Source organism: Bartonella sp. AA18HLJMS, assembly GCF_042197245.1.
In the GTDB taxonomy this organism is placed as follows: Bacteria; Pseudomonadota; Alphaproteobacteria; order Rhizobiales; family Rhizobiaceae; genus Bartonella.
Map to the genome: position 1 here is coordinate 45,386 of NZ_JBHIRP010000002.1, position 17,059 is coordinate 62,444.

Here is a 17,059-nt window from a genome sequence, read left to right on the forward strand (position 1 = left end):
ACAAAAATTTCGTGTCCTTTTATCATCGGAGGCAATAAAAATGCTAGAACAAGCGCGTTTGCTATTTTGCAATATTCTTTTTTCTGCAATTGGTTGTGGTTTTTTTGAAGCAAATTATACGGCTCAATATGTAATGTGTAAGAAAACCATTCTGATTGATTGAAAATAAGAGGGCTTGAGATGAAGGAATGTTTGAGGGGAGCATTAAACAAACGAAAGATGAATTATCATTATAAATTAAGAGATTATTATGATTAGCTTCAATTTAATAAACCAATTTCACGCATTTTCATTAAAATTGTGTGATTAATTTTACCTGTTACAGGAAGATCAAATATTTTTTGAAACTGTTTTAAGGCTTCTATCGTCTTTTGATCTTCTATTCCTGTGACAATAACCTCCTCATTCCCAAAAATATGTAAAGCTTTTTGCACTTGTATAATATCTTCAACAGAAGGCTCTAAAATAGCTTCTTTTAAGTGTGTCATATTTTTTGTATTGTTTGTTTCTATTTCGCTTTGCTTAATTAATATCGCGATTTCATCTGCTGCGGGATTAGATAGAACATTCTTTTGCATTCTCTGAGCAGTTTGCTGTTTCCATAAAGTGATGGCTCGGCGTGTTTTAGGTCCTTCCAGTCCATCTAATGGTCCATCATAAAGTCCTAATTTTGCTAGTTCTTTTTGCTTTTCCAGCATGCTTGCTGATTGAGAGGGTAAAGGTGAATTTGTGTACTTATGACTTTGAGAATGTACAGAAGTTACACGGGAGAGTTCTTGTGATTTTTCTTCTTTTTCCGATAAAGTAGAGCTCTTACCTATACTTTGAACAGAGGAAAATTTCATTTGAGTTAAAATATTTTGATGCGTTGTCATTTGCGAAAATAAAGCATTAAATGAAATAAATAAAAAACTAATGCTAAAAAGAAAAGATCCAACAAAAAATAAAGTATTTTTTCGTGTATAGAAATAAATAGTTTTTGCACTCCAAAGAATAAAATGAAAAATTATAAGAAGAAGTGTTATAACAATACTACTATAGTATTTACGGTGTTTTACAGTTTTTTTTCGGTAGGTCTTTCGTTTTGTTGCCATTACTTTTATTTTCAGTTGCGTTTATTTTTTACAAAGAAACAAATATAAATTAGGAAACGAATATGAATCAGTTTTTACTTCCAGCCAGAGAGAAGTGCATTGACATTATTGATTTTTCCTTTCAAACTCCTAGAATGAGCAGCTTCATTATATCAATTTATAAGTTGATAAATCAACAAGAGTTCTTATCAACGTTTATTCATTTTATTTTATACAAATCTTTAATGTGTATAAAGAGAGCACCAAATGATTAGCATTCAAGATCATTTTGGTGTTTGCAAACTACATTATCACATATAATTATCTAAACAATAATGCCACGTTATTCTTCATTTTGGGGCATATGTTTGCCTATTATTTAAAATAAAATTGAAAATATTTGCCTATAACGCTAAAAAGATGACAATCATTATCTATTCTTTATAATTTACATATAGATGGTTACTTATCCATAAACGGTTTGGTAATAATAATTATCTCTTAATATTATTATATTTTGGTATAAATTCCTTCTATTAAATAATTTTCATAAGTATTAATTAAATTGATCTTTACAATGTTATAGAAAAAACTGGCTTGAGATGTAATCATAAGAGATGCAATTGTTTTTTGATGTTTTTATCGACAGGTTGACCATTTTCATAACATTTCAGTAAAAATTTTATAGATAATATAAATATTTTATCGACACTAGAGTCAGAATAACAGAGTTTACTCTTTTTAGCCTTTTCAACTAAGCTAAGATGGTGGACTATTATTTAAAATAATTATGTACACAACATGATTATCTTTCTCATTTTTTATCATAGTATGTTCATTAACATGATCAGCTTGTAAGTGTATAATTTTGATGTTATTTTTTTACTGAATAGACAATGTATCCCATTTTATACAGCGGAATTGTGCCATATTTATAAAAAAGCCAATGATATAGATCCAATACATGAATACTCAATTTTATAAAAAACACATTTTATAAATTGTTTATAAAGCAACAGTGTATAAAATGCTCCTTTTATTGTATTTACCACTGCGGTACATTGATTGTCCATGATACGTTTTTTAATCAAATTATCATTTTTTTTATTTTTTATTTTTGTCATTATTTCATTTTTTGTAGCAGATCCAAGCAGTAACCATTCTTCTAGCCCCCAAAATAATGAGACAACAACGAGCGATGTGATTATTGCTTTTAAGGAAGCCTTAAATGACTTAGGCGCATTTTGTGACCGTAATATAAAAACCTGCAAATTAGGAAAATCCTTTTTAAGTTCACTTGGCGAGCGCGCATATTACGGTGCAAGAGCTGCTTATGAATATTTAGGGAACATATTAGGAAAAAAAATGATATCAGAGACTTCCCCTAATGTTTCTTACAAAATCGAAATACAAGAGTTCTTACAAAACCATGCAATGTTATCTTGAAATAAGGATTTTTAACGTTCTTCGTGTTATTTATGTTAGGAAGAATAAATATTTATTTTTTATAAGTGTATTCAAGAATGATTATTCAAACGAAACAGGACTAAAATAATGGCGGAAACAATCGGTAATATTATAGAGAACTTTTCGCTTTTGGATAATTGGGAAGATCGTTATCGTTATGTCATCGAGCTTGGCTATGAATTGCCACCTTTTCCAGAAAGCGCTCGAAATGATGCTCACAAAGTTCCTGGTTGTGTTAGCCAAGTGTGGCTTTTATCTTCACGTAATAACTCAAAAGATCCAATATTGACGTTTCAAGGTGATTCCGATGCTCATATTGTGCGTGGACTCATTTACATACTTCTTGCTTTTTATTCAGGCAAAAAAGCTTCTGAAATTCGCAATTCTGATGCTCAAGAGCTCTTTGAAAAACTTGGTTTAAATGAAAATCTTACACCACAACGATCAAATGGTTTGAAATCAATGATTAAACGGATTCGTAACGAAAGCTATATGTAATCCCCTTGGTAGAAATTGCTATATATACAAAAGCTTCACACAAAACATGTATACTAAAATCAACTTTATACACGAAACCATTTTTTTGCAAAATAAGATTATTTAGTTTTTTTCCGTTTGCTTTTGCGTCCAAGCCCCATTTCTTTGGCCAAAGCCGATCGTGTTTTTGCATAATTAGGCGCCACCATAGGATAAGAACTATCTAACTGCCATTTTTCACGATATTCTTCTGGCAACATTCCATAATGTGTCATGAGATGACGCTTTAGAGATTTAAACTTCTTTCCATCTTCAAGGCAAATGAGATAATCAGGAAATACTGAACGCTTCGGATTAACGGCAGGCCTTTGTTTTTCAACTTCGACTTCTGTTAACTCTAGATTCCCTGCTTTACGAAAAGCAGCATGGACATCAGCAATTAAACTTGGCACTTCAGTCGGTCGAATAGAATTATTACTCACGTAGGCAGCAACAATATCAGCAACCAATGTAATAACTAAATTGCTTTCAGTCTCTAAGACTGCACGATGTTCCATTCTTGTTTCCTTTAATTTAAAATTGAGTAATTCAAAATCGAGATATAGTGCATATACTCATGATATAAAGATCTCATGCACATGAGTTTCATATTGTACAAAAATCTTTTTTGTCAATTCAATTATTCTATAAAATTGCCAAAACACAAAAAAATCAAATAAATACCCATTTTTTGTCATAATATACAATAAGAAAAACGAAATTATTACATGCTAAAATATATTTTTAGCCTATAACATATCATACATAATATATAATACATCACAAATATAAAAAAATATATGATAAAATTTATTTATTTTTTTTGAGAACGTAAAAATAAAATTACTAATTATAAAAATATAATATATAAATTATTATATTTTATTTTGAATAATTATATTTTAGTAAGTTTATTTTTAATAAGTTTTAAATTTGTTTTTATTGTTTATATTTATAAAATTTAATAATAAAAAACATGATATATTATAAAAATGACATAATAGTATTACTTTTAATATAAAACTACTCATTAAAAGGAGATAGGATATTTTTATTTTTTATACAGTAATAATAATATTTTAGATATATTTATTCCTCTCTGTAAAATTATGCGATTATACTGTTTCAAAAAAAATCAATTCTTTTTCTAATAGTTTAATTGTTTTACCAGTCACTTTCATTATAAAAGTGGTGTTATATCCCTAGAAAACAATAGCTGTGATATGTAATGAACAGAAAGGTATTAGTTTTAAAAATTATCATGGTGCTATTTTTGCAAGTGAATAGAACTTATAGATTTTTACACTTGCATCAATCATTGTGATTCTAACATATAAACGAAGCTATTAACATATTTTAATATAGGATTGTGTATGACTCGCACTTTTGCAATTCCTCCCAAAGCATCTAGAATCACTCATAAGGAAATATATCATGGTATTTTTCGTGATGATCCCTATCATTGGCTACGTGCGTCTAACTGGCAAGATGTTTTTAAAGATCCTAACTGTCTTGATCCCAATATTCGACATTATCTTGAAAAAGAAAATGCTTATCAATCAGCTCAAATGGCTGATACAAAACCATTACGAGATTTGCTTTTTACCGAAATGAAAAACAGGATCCAAGAGAATGATAGTTCTGTTCCTATAAAACATGGTCCTTTTGCTTACGGATTCTCTTATGTTACCGGAGGCCAACAACCACATTATTTTCGGACACCAAGGAATGGCGGAGAAAAAAACGTGTACCTTAATGGTGATGTCTTGGCAGAAGGCAAAGAATATTTTAAATTTGGTTCAGTTCAAGAATCTCCTGACCATACACATGTGGTATGGACCTATGATGACAAAGGATCAGAGTTCTATACAGCTAAAATTCGTAATTTTGAGACATTGTCTGACTGTACGGACACAATTACTGATACATCTGGTCAAATTGTATGGGATGCTAGGTCTGAAGGTTTTTTCTATACTAAGATGGATAAAAACCACCGACCTTCAGAGCTCTATTATCACCAATTAAACACAGATCAATCACAAGATAAGCTTATTTTTCGTGAAGACAATCCAGGTTTTTTCTTAGATGTAAGCGGTTCTAAGCTTAATGATGTTATTTATATTAATATTCATGATCATGAAACATCCGAGATCTGGTTAATTCCTGCTGAGGCGCCTTTTACTGTTCCCCAATGTGTACGGAAACGACAAAAAGGTATTGAATATTCACTTACAGAGGGTGGTGATGTCTTTTATATTCTAACCAATTTAGATAATGCAAAAGATTTCAAAATTATGGTAGCGCCATATACATCTCCACAATCAGAAAATTGGTCTGAGTTTATCCCACATCAGCTTGGGTGCCTAATATTATCCCACGATGCTTATCAAGATTTTCTTGTCTGGATCGAACGTTTTGAGGGGCTTCCACGTATAAAAGTAATGGAACGTACCACTAAACAAGTTAATTCCATCGCTTTTACTGAAGAGGCTTATTCTTTAGGTCTGCAAGGAGTTGCTGAATATAACAGTCCAACTATTCGTTTTTCCTATTCGTCTATGACAACACCTGATCAAGTGTTTGATTATGAGATGAAAAATTGTAAACGAATGCTTTTAAAAACGCAAATAATTCCCTCTGGGCATAATAAAGATGCATATGTAACACGACGTATTACAGCAATAGCAGACGATGGTGAGAAGATTCCTATTTCACTTTTTTACCACAAAAACACTCCCCTTGATGGTGGTGCGCCTTGTCTGCTTTACGGCTATGGTGCTTATGGGATTTCTATTCCTGCCAGTTTCAATAGTAATGTACTTTCTCTAGTGAACAGAGGTTTTATTTATGCCATTGCTCATATTCGCGGAGGAAAAGAAAAGGGAGTAGAATGGTATGAGAAAGGAAAACATCTCTTTAAGCACAATACATTTACAGATTTTATTGCTTGTGGGCGTTATCTTGTAAACAATAAATTTACTTCTCACGACCGGCTGATTGCTCATGGTGGTTCAGCAGGGGGGATGTTGATGGGAGCTATTGCCAATATAGCTCCACAGGATTTTGCTGGGATCGTAGCGAATGTGCCTTTTGTTGATGTTTTAGCGACAATGTTAGATGCTTCATTGCCACTCACACCTCCAGAATGGGCCGAATGGGGGAATCCTCTTGAATCAGAAGAAGATTATAAGCTTATTGCTTCCTATTCCCCTTACGATAATGTCAAAGCTCAAAACTATCCCCCTATACTTGTGATGGCAGGATTAACAGATCCTCGTGTAACTTACTGGGAGCCTGCAAAATGGGTGGCAAAATTACGAGACCTAAAAACAGACGATAATGCAGTTTTATTACGTATTAATATGGATTCAGGGCACGCTGGTGCAGCTGGACGTTTTTCAAAGCTAGAAGAAGTTGCCTATATCTATGCATATATTCTAAAGATAGCAGGAAAAGACTTTTGCTAATCCATAATATCTCTGTATGAAAGTCTCCGATAATTTATTGGATTATAGAGACTTTCATACACTAAAAAATTATTGAGACAGTTTAAAATTCACATTCTTCATAAAGTTTCAAAACATAGTCCCAATTAATTAAATGGTCTACAAAGGATTCGAGGTACTTCGGTCGAGCATTGCGGTAATCAATGTAATAGGAATGTTCCCACACATCAACACCCAAAATAGGGCAAGCGTTGTGCACTAAGGGATTTTCACCATTAGGCGTTTTCATAATTTCAAGCTTGCCATCTTTAACAGCAACCCACGCCCATCCAGAACCAAATTGGGCACTAGCAGCAGCAATAAAATCAGCGCGGAATTTGTCGTAACCACCTAGATCAGCGTCAATAGCTTTTGCTAACTTTTCAGGAAGTTTTTGGCCACCACCATTTTTTTTCATCCAAAGCCAAAAGTGGTTATGATTGTAATACTGCGCTGCATTATTAAACAAACCAATATTTTTTCCAAAACTTTTTTTAACAATATCTTCAAGGCTTTCATTTTCTAAGCCTAACTCTTTCACAAAATTATTGGTGTTGGTAAGATAAGCGAGGTGATGCTTATCATGATGATATTCAAGCGTTTCGCGTGACATATAAGGCGAAAGGGCATCGTAATCATAAGGCAATGGGGGCAATTCAAAAGCCATTTAAAAATCTCCTCGATTCTAATTGTTAAGCTTATTTCATAAGCCTAATTTGCCATTTACCGCATTTAAAAGCAAATGTTGAATACCTAGTTTGTATGAAATTAGTTTTAATGTCTGTCTTTTTGTAAAAGAAGCTTTTAGGAAGTGTATATTCATCAATCAAAAAGGGTATTGGTCTACATAAAGATTGCTTCTGAAGATTTTTTTACATCTATGAGTGGGTAATAAATATCATTATCTTTTGAATAAAAAGTAAATGGAAATAGCGATTATTCCTTGTTTTGGTATCTCTATTTTTTCAAATACCATATAAAATTAAAATGTTTTTAATTTTTGCAAAACTTTTCCAGTTTATTGGTGTATCATAATGTTTTCAACAGAATATTAAGTGTTATTTTTAGGAAATATTTTTCAATGTGCTTGATTTCATTTTATGGTGCTACCCATGAATAATATAATGTAAAAATTAGTGGACATTACCATCTTTATGCTTAATGCAAGAGCACAGCAGCACTATCACACACTTACCGGTTGCCAATGTGGTGACAGCTTTTTTCTTAAATTGAGCAAGATGAGATTTTAATATATCAAGAAAAGTAAATCATATGCAAATTTATTAGATACATGAGTAAACTGCAAGATTTTCATTTTCTGTTCCTAGAAAATCAATACAAAGAGTAAAATAATTGATGGATAAATGGTTCCTACTTATATTAAAATCACAACTGTATATCAGTTTCTGCTACGAATTTGTATCGATGGCAATGCCATACAAAACTCAGAAATTTATGATAAAAAAGTAAAGTCTTTGATTTTCAGATATTGCGTCCAATCACAGGAATCGCTATAAGGTGCAAGAGTCGCTATAAAGCGTGTTTTTTTGGGGTATAGCCAAGCGGTAAGGCACCGGTTTTTGGTACCGGCATTCCCTGGTTCGAATCCAGGTACCCCAGCCAATTCTAGTGAAATTAGTTAATCAAATTTCAGCTTGAGAGTGGATCAATCCCCTTAACCGTCTGTTGCTATTCATAGCAAGTTTTGTAAGCTGAAAAACACCTATTTGTAGCGGGTTAGCTCTAAATATGGTAAGGTTCTCTTGCTATAGCTATCGCTTAAAGAGCTCTTTTAAAAGATTCTTTTCTATAAGACGAGGGGTAAATGATTGATGCGCACTTGCTTTAGAAAAACTATTTGGCTGGATTTTGCGCTCTACAGCAACACCAGCGTGCAATTTTTCGCATTCCACCATCTTCATTACGTCGTACAGCATAACAATAACGCTGATCAGGAAATATATTTCGTTGCATATCGCGTACAATATGAGCAGTATGGCCATAGGGTGCTACACAATCAATAAACCATACGTATTTTCCATTCTGCCAATTGGCATCAGGTAAAAATTCTCCCTTATCAAGCATAGATTGATGATTTTTCTCATCTAAAAAAGCCCAAGTGATAAAGGCACAAAATTCTCCACGTTCATTTTTATAGAGCTTGTATTGCCCAGTCTGTAAAGCTGGTCCTAAATTTCGTTCGATATCCCAGATTCGCCAGCGGCGGTATAAGGGAGATGTAAGCATTAAAACAACCATAGCTCCTAACGCTGTAAGAGGGTCTATGAATGATGGTGATGAATTTTCATTTACAGACATTATCTTTCCTTTAGAGATTGTTCTAAAACTTTGGTGATAGGTTCAAAGAAATAAGAAATGAGACGCCGTTTTGAGGTAATGACATCCGTTGCCACAGTCATGCCAGGGATAAATTTAAGATGTTTGTTATTCAAAGTGATGTGATCTTGGTCAATTTTTATTAAAACAGCATAGACACCATTAATTTCTTTATTATAGCGCGCTGTAGCGCCTACATTAACGACTGTACCGTGGATAACACCGAAACGTTCAGGTGGAAAGGCAGAAAACTTGATGTAAGCACGTTGACCCTTTTCTAAAAAACCAATATCTCGATTATCAAAAAACGCTTCAACAATGAGACCACCTGCATCAGGGACAATACGCATAAGCGTTTTACCAGCTTCTACAAAGCCGCCCAAAGTATGGATACTTAAATCATCGATACGTCCATCAACAGGCGCATAGAGTGATAAGTGGTCAAGATGGTATTGAGTGCTATCAAGCTTTGCTTTTAATCCTTGAAGATTCAGTTCTGTTTCACGCGAAAGTTGGCGATAGCGGGCGATTTCATCGGAAATGAGACTTTTCCGTTGTTGGCGAAGGGTATTGATTTCGGCGGCATTTTCTTCCAAACGTCTTTGATTGGTTAAAATTTCATGCTCGACATTTTTAAAATCATGTAAACGCTCTAAATAAACCGCTTGGCTGATGACTTTTGTTTCCATTAGGCTTTTTGCAGCCTTTAATTTTCCTTGGCTTAATTGACGATCATCTTCCAACCTATCTAATTGCGCATGTTGTGTTGCACCGCTGCGCTCGACGCGGTCCGCTTGTGCTTTTAGCGCTCTTAATTTATCTTGGAGAGATTGAAGGGCAGCGCTAATGAGTTTTTCCCCTTCTATTCTTGCAGTCGTGTTGCCAGAAGGAGGAACTGGCAGATAGGCAAGTCCTTTGGTCACAAAATCTTTATCCAAAGGATCACTTTCATGCAAAGCTGTTAAAATAGCTGTTGCGATTTGTGCTTGAAGGGTTTGTTGCGCGATATCTGCTTGAACACGTGCGCACTCATTGAGGGCTTCACGGGGATCTAATTGAATAAGGAGATCCCCTTGATGAACAAATTGCCCTTCTTTTACAAGGATTTTCTCAATGCGTCCTGTATTTTGCGCTTGGACCAGCTGAACGTAAGCGGTGGGAATAACACTTCCTTGCCCCCGTGCAACAATCTCTGTTTTTGCGATAAAGCTGCCGATCACAATAAAGAGAAATAAGGTGACCAAAACAGCAACAACCATATGAAGCGTTGGTGACAAAGGGCGCAAATAGGGAGCTTTATCTGCCATTTTTTGCCTCCAAATCAGTAAAGTTTAAGACGTTTGCATGCTGAGGAAAGAGGTCACTTTTGTGGGTAATAACAAGAACAATACGATCTTGTGAAAGTTTATATAAATGCTCAACAATTTGTGCACTGACAGTGTCATCCAATGCGGAAGTAGGTTCATCTAAAATAAGCAGGCTTGGGTTTATCAGAAAGAAACAAGCCAAAGCCAAGCGTTGGCGCTGACCACCCGATAAAAAACCACCTTGCTCTCCTACTTGAGTATGGAGTCCTAGAGGCAACTGAGCAATCAAATCATGGCAAGCACTAACATATAGTGCAGCGTCAATTTCATCTTTAGTGGCATCTGGTTTAGCAAGAAGCATATTCTCAAGAATGGTTCCGGAAAAAAGGCAAGGATTTTGAGGAAAGTACGCGATTGTTTCACGCACGCTACGGACATCAAAATTCTGTAAAGGTTGGGCGTTAATCAATATCTTCCCGCTTGTTGGGGGGTAGAGTCCACAAAGGAGCTTCGCCAAGGTTGTTTTTCCGCACCCTGAAGGACCAAGTAACATAATTGGTTGCCCAGGTTGTAAACAGACATCAAGATGATTGATAATGGATTTATCTCCATAAGAAAAACAGAGATCGTTGGCTTCAAGATGAGGAGGAGCGCTGAGTTGAAGAGGCGGCTTTTCTTCTTCCCATTCTGAAGGGGAGTTAAGAATATCGCCCAAACGAAGACGAGAGATTTTCAAATGCTGCCATTCTTTCCATAGGGATGCAAGGCTTAAGATAGGACCAGAAACATTTCCAGCGAGGAGATGAAAGGCAATAAGTTGCCCTAGCGTAATCTGGTTTTGAAGAACTGCCTGAGCACCAAAAAAGATAATAAAAATAGTGAAAAGATCACCAAAAATATGGCTCATGGCTCCATTGAGAAGATGCAATTTACTGGTTGTAAGGCTTTGATCTAAACTACGAGCTAAAGTTTCTTGCATGCGTATCGTATGAGCAGATTCTTTTACATGTGCTTTAATGGCTTCAAGATTGGTAAAACTTTCAATAAGGCGCGATTTATGGACAGCTTGCAGAGTGAAAGAACGGCGTAATTGGCGGCGCAAGAAGGGACCGACCAACGCTAAAGAACCCATTTGTAAAGGTAAAATGATAAGGACAATGAAGGTCAGTTTCGGACTAATGGAAAAGAGTGCAACAATATAAATAATGGCAAAGAGAACATTTAGCACAGTTGTGGCGATGGTTCCTGTTAAAAAACCGCGAATTGTATCAACTTCTCCAATACGTGAAAACAATTCTCCTACTTGCCAACGGCGTAAAGTGGGCAAGGAAAGACTTAACAGATGGCTGTAAATGCGCCGCCCAAATTCTAATGTAAGCCGATTGGCTAAATAAGCACCTAAGTAGCCTGATAGACTGCTAAGAGCCGTGCTAAACAGCATAATAGCAACCATCAAGACAACGATAGCATAGAGACTTTCAATACGTTGAAAAGGGAGAATACGGTCGATAATCGCTTGAAAAATAAAAGGATTCACCAAGCCAAGTAAGCGCAAAACAACAGCAACGCAACTGAGTTCGATGACATAATAAATATATTTCTTTGTTGTTCTTGTAAACCAAGAGAATGATACAGGTTTTTCTTGTGAATGACTCATTTGAATTTATGATTTTGTTTAAGAGAAAGAGCGATGGATGTCGCATATTTAAACAGTATTGTAAATAGTATTATATTTATACAAAATATACATTTTGTATGTATGCAATACAAACAAAATGTATATTTTATTTATACAGTATTTTTATTGTTATTTATACAAATTATATTTTACATTTGCTAAAATGAACAATAATGAAATTCCCACTGTATCGTTGTGATACAGTTATTTTTAATAATAAAAGGAGGATTTAAATGGGTAGTTCAAGCTCATCAAATGATTCAAGTAGTAACTCACATCCAAAAAGTTGGCTTTTTCCAGAAGAAGATGATTGTAGCGCAGGCGCTCATGCCCAAGCAGCAGGTGCAGGTGGCATCGTAGGAGAATTAATAGGAGGTATTGCTGGTGCCGTTGGAGGTCTTTTTTCTGGACCGGGAGGTGTCGGTTCTGGCTTTGTCAATGGAGCAATAGGAGGTGGACTAGCAGGAGCTGGTGACGCTGTGGTAGATAAATACAATGCATGCTATACGGCACCAAGTTGTGAAACAAGCGATTATGTTGAAGCAGCTGCCATACACGGAGGCATAGGACTAGCATCTGGTGCATTATTTGGTCCGGAAGGAGCAGCAATAGGCGGATTAGGAGGAGCGGCTGACGGTTTTATAGATAAGTACAATGAATGCCATCCGAATCCAAGTTGTGAAGTAAGCGATTATGTCGAAACAGCGGCCATAAAGGGAGGCGCAGGAGCATTAATTGGTTTATTAGGTGGTCCGGAAACAGCAGTAGCAGGCGGATTAGGAGGAGCTATTAGTGGTTTTATAGATAAGTACAATCAATGTCATCCGTAAAGTGGAGGGACACTGTTTCTAATTTATTTAGAAAATAGCTAGTAAGATATTTCTGAGATCAGTGATATTGTAAACATACTTTAAAGCTACGGCTAAACTGATTTCAGGGATATTTTTGTGTGTAATAATAGATATTTTATTTTGGATTTTTTGTTATGAATACTTTTACTGGCTCCTTAGTAACAGCAATTGGATTTGGATTTTGCATGTTTTTTTACAATAGATTTAAAGGTAAGAACTGGAGTATAAAAAGGACAATATTATCAACAATTATGTTTTTTATATTATATTATGCTGGAAATTCATTAGTTAAATATATGGGAATTTTATAAAGATTGCTTATATATAAAATTATAATTATTTGAATTATAATCTATTGCTCTCTCTTAAATCATTCATAAAGTAGTTGAAATTTCAGTCTGGATTTTTTTTATGCATACTTTTACTGGCTCTTTATTGGCAACGTTTATATATGGATTTTTAATGTTTTCTTACAATAGATTTAAAGGTAAGAACTGGAGTATAAAAATGGAAATATTATCAACAATTAGGTTTTTTATACTATATTATGCTGCAAATTTATTAATTGAATATACGGGAATTTTAAAATAATATAGAATTACGTTATTATCAGCATTTTATTATTTATCATAATTTATACATTTTACAAATTATATTTGATTTTTTTGCTAAATAGCATGCATCATCAGATGATTAAAGTAGTAACTCACATCCCAAAAGTTGGCTTTTTCCAGAATAAGATGGTTGTAGCGCAGGCTCTTATGCTCAAACAGTAGGCACAGGCGGTCTCGTGGGAGCCCTTTATTAGGAGGAGGGGCTGGGTGCAGTAGCTGGTCTACCTAGAGTAGTAGGAGGCGGATTATTAGGAGCTGCCTATCGGTTTGATAGATAAGTACAATCAATGCCATCCGTAAAGTGGAAGAACACTGTTTCTAATTTATTTAGAAAATAACGATAAAGATATTTCTGAGATCAGTGATATCGTAAACATACTTTAAAGCTATGGCTAAACTGATTTCAGGGATATTTTTGTTTAAGACAATAGATATTTTATTTTGGATTTTTTTGTTATGAATAATTTTACTGGCGCCTTATTGGTAACGTTTATATATGGATTTTCAATTTTTTTTTACAATAGATCTAAAGGTAAGAACTGGAGTATAAAAAGGAAAATATTATCAACAATTATGTTTTTTATATTATATTATTTTGGAATTTTATTAGTTAAATATATGGGAATTTTATAAAGATTGTTTATATATAAAATTATATTTAATTAAGTTAAGTTTATTATTTGAATTATACTCTATTGCTCTCTCTCTTAAATCATTCATAAAGTAGATGAAATTTCAGTCTGGATTTTTTGTTATGCATACTTTTACTAGCTCCTTAATGACAGCAATTGGATTTGGACTTTGCATGTTTTTTTACAATAGATTTAAAGGTAAGAACTGGAGTATAAAAAGGACAATATTAACAACAATTAGGTTTTTTATATTATATTATGCTGCAAATTTATTAATTGAATATATGGGAATTTTAAAATAATATAAAATCAAGTTGTTATATTATTTTAAAAATATAATTATAAGGTGTTATTTGTAGAGTTATTTATAAAAAATAAGTTATTATTTTTATATAATATTAAACTTTAAAAAATATTTACTGATTACAGTTAGACAGAGACTTTAATATTATTATCAATATTTCTGTTTTTTATTTCCTATTTTTTTAATCTTTTTCATTATTTCAAGCATGGGTTGTTTTGAGATTATTATCTTTTGTATAAGGATTATCAATTTATAGTTTTTGAAAAGTGATTGTTTGCTTATGTATCATGATTTATTGAAAAATAGGCAACTTTTATGAAATAAAATGCCTTATTTCTCTTAGATTGTTATTCATCGTCTTGTGAGAGAGGAAGTGAGGCGATTTCTGTATCAAGGGCATCCATAAAATCGATAATAAAAGCAGCATTCGTTCCCAAATCTCTTAGCAAATAACGAGAAGCAGAACGCATATCAACAAAAGTTGTATCCCCTTCATTGGTTAAGCGTATCACAATGTCTGAAATAAAACCAAGGTAAAAAGTTTTTGCCATTGTTTCAATATAAAGCGCATTTTCTTCACCTTTAAACTCTCGTTGAGCCACAACAGGCCAATCATAGGCTGCTAAAACATTAAGAACGGATTCGCGAATACGGTCAGGTGAGCCATCATAACGGCGCCCCGATATTTCTGGCCATTGTGACATCTGTATTGCTGCTTGTTCAGTCAAAACACTTTTGAGTGGTAAAGCATCGCTGGGACGTATTGTGCGAAAAAAAGCCGGTGGTCTTTGTGTATCGGTAGAAACGTCGTAAAGAGCCGGTAAGGTAAACCAAAGTCCAAAAAAGAGCATCAATGGTGTGGCTGTTATCAACGAATAAATGATCCCTTTTAAAGCTTTCATTCCCCCTAGAGCACCATAGACCCACAAACTATGAAGTGCTTTAATAGCCAGAAAAAGAGAAATAATTACACAGCCAGTAGAGATTCCGATCAAAATTATGAAGTCAGTTACGTTAATGACGGAAAAACGTTGTAAAATGACTGAAAATAATAAAATAAAGAACGACAATCCACCAAATCGAGGGGACCATACTGCTGCTCTTGAAACGAACCGAACATATCTCTTCTTCATGAAGTTTTTCCCCTCGATTGTAAACTATAAGCCAAGTTTTTTCAGAGTGCTATCTTACAAAAAGCTTCTGCTCATAAACCAAAAATAAAGCACTTATTTTTGAGGTCAAGGATGTGTAATGTCTTATAAGTTTCCAGCGGTTATTTTAGCACTTCATTGAAAGTGATCAGTATTTCTTCTATAATTTATCATGTCATTGATGCGAATTTTATGGGAATGTTTGTAAATAAAAAGAAATAAACTCAAATAACAAGTTCTACGGTTGTTAGCAGCATATATTTTTAGAACTTTACTCTTGATTTTTCTCTTCTAATGGCGGGGAGTTTTTTCTGTCAGATAATGCGTCTCAAATAGGATATGATGATGTGCAATAGAGATTTCATTCTACCTCAATAAAAAATTTAGGGATCTACAATCAGATAAATCTGAATTCGAATATTTGATTAATAGAGAAAAAAGATAACCATTTTGATAGGCTTTATGTATTTTATAGAAAGGAAGGTGTTGTACAAATGAGAGGTTAGTCCGTTTTTATTCATAAAATATGCGGCAGGTTGCAGATGAAAGAAAAGCTTCACTTTCTTTTTTTGCAAGGGAAGAAGGGACAAAAATACGTAAAATAACAAACCCTTCATTCAAATTTTTAGCAACCAAAACTGAATTGGCATTTTTTTTAGGTTTTGATTTTTTGAGTTCTATGATTTGTATTGGTTTTCCAATGATAAGATCAAGTGTCGCATCAGGGGCTGTTCGGTCATTAAGGCTATAGAAAATAATTCCGTCGTGTGTGTAGGCTGCTAGTGACCAAAATTGTTGTGTTTTCAAAGCTTTTAAATGAACAGGTCCATTTTCAAGATTAAATCTGCAGACTTTAAGAAGAAAGAGTGGATCAGCAGATTGCTGAATAGGATTATTGGGCGTAAAATCGACAAATTGATAAGAGGTTCCAGATTTTTTTAGTGCTGTCCATATATTATCTTGTGCCCAATAGGGGATCAGAAAGAGAACGCAAATATGAACGATAATAGCGCCAATGATTGCAAGAAGTGCGGTATGAATAAATCTAGTCACAATTTATTTGTCCTGATGGAATTTGTTCTATTGATGGCATTGTAAGCTTTTGTAATGCCGTTGCAGAGATGATTGAGGTATCGTATAAGGTAAGAATAAGCCCGAATTCTTTTTGACTAACTGTTGCAAGCCAATTGCCGGTTTGCGGTGTGGGTGAAATATTAATGCGCAATGAGCCATCATGCTCATAAATAATAGCGTTCGTGTGGAGTTCAAAAGGTATTTCTTTGGATGAAGTATAGGGTTTTAGGGATTTGTCAGCTGTATAAAGGGTAAAAAGACGGGTTTCAGGGATGGTGCCTTTGAGTAAATAATGACAGTGATGATGAAGTGGACGCCCTTGGTTATCTTGCCAAATCTGGAATTGAATACCTTCAGTTCGTCCGAGTGAAACAATGCCTTGTTTAGCGGTGCGGGCGCGGGTATAAGGATCCATATTGGCGGTTCCCATTTGGGGATAAGCACTCCATTTTCCAATTCTAAAGAGTCCAAAATGAGGAAAGGAATTGAGCACATAATCGACACTCAGTGTTCCACATAAAATGGAAAAAGCGAAGATAAAAAAGAAAATGGTGATATTAAAAAACATCA

Annotated in this window: 13 protein-coding genes and 1 tRNA gene; 5 read left to right on the forward strand and 9 right to left on the reverse strand. The window is 34.2% G+C overall.

The window, feature by feature from the left end; all coding sequences use genetic code 11:
• Nucleotides 1–260: 260 nt before the first annotated feature.
• Nucleotides 261–1,094, reverse strand: a complete 834-nt coding sequence (locus tag ACFINW_RS01990; RefSeq protein WP_375673717.1) for a peptidoglycan-binding domain-containing protein — start codon at nucleotides 1,092–1,094, stop codon at nucleotides 261–263.
• 1,050 nt (nucleotides 1,095–2,144) lie between these two features.
• On the opposite strand from ACFINW_RS01990, the gene ACFINW_RS01995 reads away from it, so the two are divergent.
• Both ACFINW_RS01995 and ACFINW_RS02000 read left to right on the forward strand, forming a co-directional pair.
• Nucleotides 2,145–2,519 (forward strand): DUF5330 domain-containing protein, encoded by a 375-nt coding sequence (locus ACFINW_RS01995; protein WP_375620668.1) that lies wholly within the window; start codon nucleotides 2,145–2,147, stop codon nucleotides 2,517–2,519.
• Between the two features lie 108 nt (nucleotides 2,520–2,627).
• Nucleotides 2,628–3,038: a SufE family protein gene (locus tag ACFINW_RS02000; protein WP_375611146.1), complete on the forward strand. Its 411-nt coding sequence runs from the start codon at nucleotides 2,628–2,630 to the stop codon at nucleotides 3,036–3,038.
• 98 nt (nucleotides 3,039–3,136) lie between these two features.
• On the opposite strand, the gene ACFINW_RS02005 is transcribed toward ACFINW_RS02000, so the two are convergent.
• Complete coding sequence (locus tag ACFINW_RS02005) at nucleotides 3,137–3,574, reverse strand: MucR family transcriptional regulator (protein WP_012754848.1); 438 nt, start codon at nucleotides 3,572–3,574, stop codon at nucleotides 3,137–3,139.
• 855 nt (nucleotides 3,575–4,429) lie between these two features.
• Here ACFINW_RS02005 and ACFINW_RS02010 point away from each other — a divergent pair.
• The gene (locus tag ACFINW_RS02010; RefSeq protein WP_375620669.1) at nucleotides 4,430–6,523 is read left to right on the forward strand and encodes a S9 family peptidase; all 2,094 of its coding nucleotides are present in this window, start codon (nucleotides 4,430–4,432) and stop codon (nucleotides 6,521–6,523) included.
• Between the two features lie 82 nt (nucleotides 6,524–6,605).
• Here the strand turns inward: ACFINW_RS02010 and ACFINW_RS02015 are convergent, their stop codons facing one another.
• On the reverse strand, nucleotides 6,606–7,208 hold the full coding sequence (locus tag ACFINW_RS02015; RefSeq protein WP_375620670.1) for a superoxide dismutase: 603 nt from the start codon (nucleotides 7,206–7,208) through the stop codon (nucleotides 6,606–6,608).
• Nucleotides 7,209–8,089: 881 nt separating this feature from the next.
• On the opposite strand from ACFINW_RS02015, the gene ACFINW_RS02020 reads away from it, so the two are divergent.
• Nucleotides 8,090–8,164, forward strand: a tRNA-Gln gene (locus tag ACFINW_RS02020).
• A gap of 231 nt (nucleotides 8,165–8,395) precedes the next feature.
• Here ACFINW_RS02020 and ACFINW_RS02025 read toward each other — a convergent pair.
• The 3 genes from ACFINW_RS02025 to ACFINW_RS02035 are packed head-to-tail and all read right to left on the reverse strand — an operon-like array spanning nucleotide 8,396 to nucleotide 11,842.
• On the reverse strand, nucleotides 8,396–8,860 hold the full coding sequence (locus ACFINW_RS02025; protein WP_375620671.1) for a toxin-activating lysine-acyltransferase: 465 nt from the start codon (nucleotides 8,858–8,860) through the stop codon (nucleotides 8,396–8,398).
• Entirely contained in the window at nucleotides 8,860–10,185 is a 1,326-nt protein-coding gene (locus ACFINW_RS02030) for an HlyD family type I secretion periplasmic adaptor subunit (protein ID WP_375620672.1), read from the reverse strand. The genes ACFINW_RS02025 and ACFINW_RS02030 overlap by 1 nt, the downstream gene beginning before the upstream one ends.
• On the reverse strand, nucleotides 10,175–11,842 hold the full coding sequence (locus tag ACFINW_RS02035) for a peptidase domain-containing ABC transporter (protein WP_375673719.1): 1,668 nt from the start codon (nucleotides 11,840–11,842) through the stop codon (nucleotides 10,175–10,177). Before ACFINW_RS02035 ends, ACFINW_RS02030 begins: the two co-directional genes overlap by 11 nt.
• Before the next feature lie 254 nt (nucleotides 11,843–12,096).
• On the opposite strand from ACFINW_RS02035, the gene ACFINW_RS02040 reads away from it, so the two are divergent.
• On the forward strand, nucleotides 12,097–12,693 hold the full coding sequence (locus ACFINW_RS02040) for a hypothetical protein (RefSeq protein WP_375673721.1): 597 nt from the start codon (nucleotides 12,097–12,099) through the stop codon (nucleotides 12,691–12,693).
• Between the two features lie 1,918 nt (nucleotides 12,694–14,611).
• Here ACFINW_RS02040 and ACFINW_RS02045 read toward each other — a convergent pair.
• From ACFINW_RS02045 to ACFINW_RS02055, 3 genes are all read right to left on the reverse strand, one after another.
• Entirely contained in the window at nucleotides 14,612–15,397 is a 786-nt protein-coding gene (locus ACFINW_RS02045; protein ID WP_375620675.1) for a DUF1499 domain-containing protein, read from the reverse strand.
• A 531-nt stretch (nucleotides 15,398–15,928) separates the two neighbouring features.
• A complete protein-coding gene (locus ACFINW_RS02050) occupies nucleotides 15,929–16,468 on the reverse strand; it encodes a hypothetical protein (protein ID WP_375620676.1) in 540 nt (179 codons plus the stop codon).
• Nucleotides 16,461–17,057, reverse strand: coding sequence for a DUF1214 domain-containing protein (locus ACFINW_RS02055; protein WP_375620677.1), 597 nt, complete (start codon nucleotides 17,055–17,057; stop codon nucleotides 16,461–16,463). The genes ACFINW_RS02050 and ACFINW_RS02055 overlap by 8 nt, the downstream gene beginning before the upstream one ends.
• Between the last annotated feature and the right edge of the window lie 2 nt (nucleotides 17,058–17,059).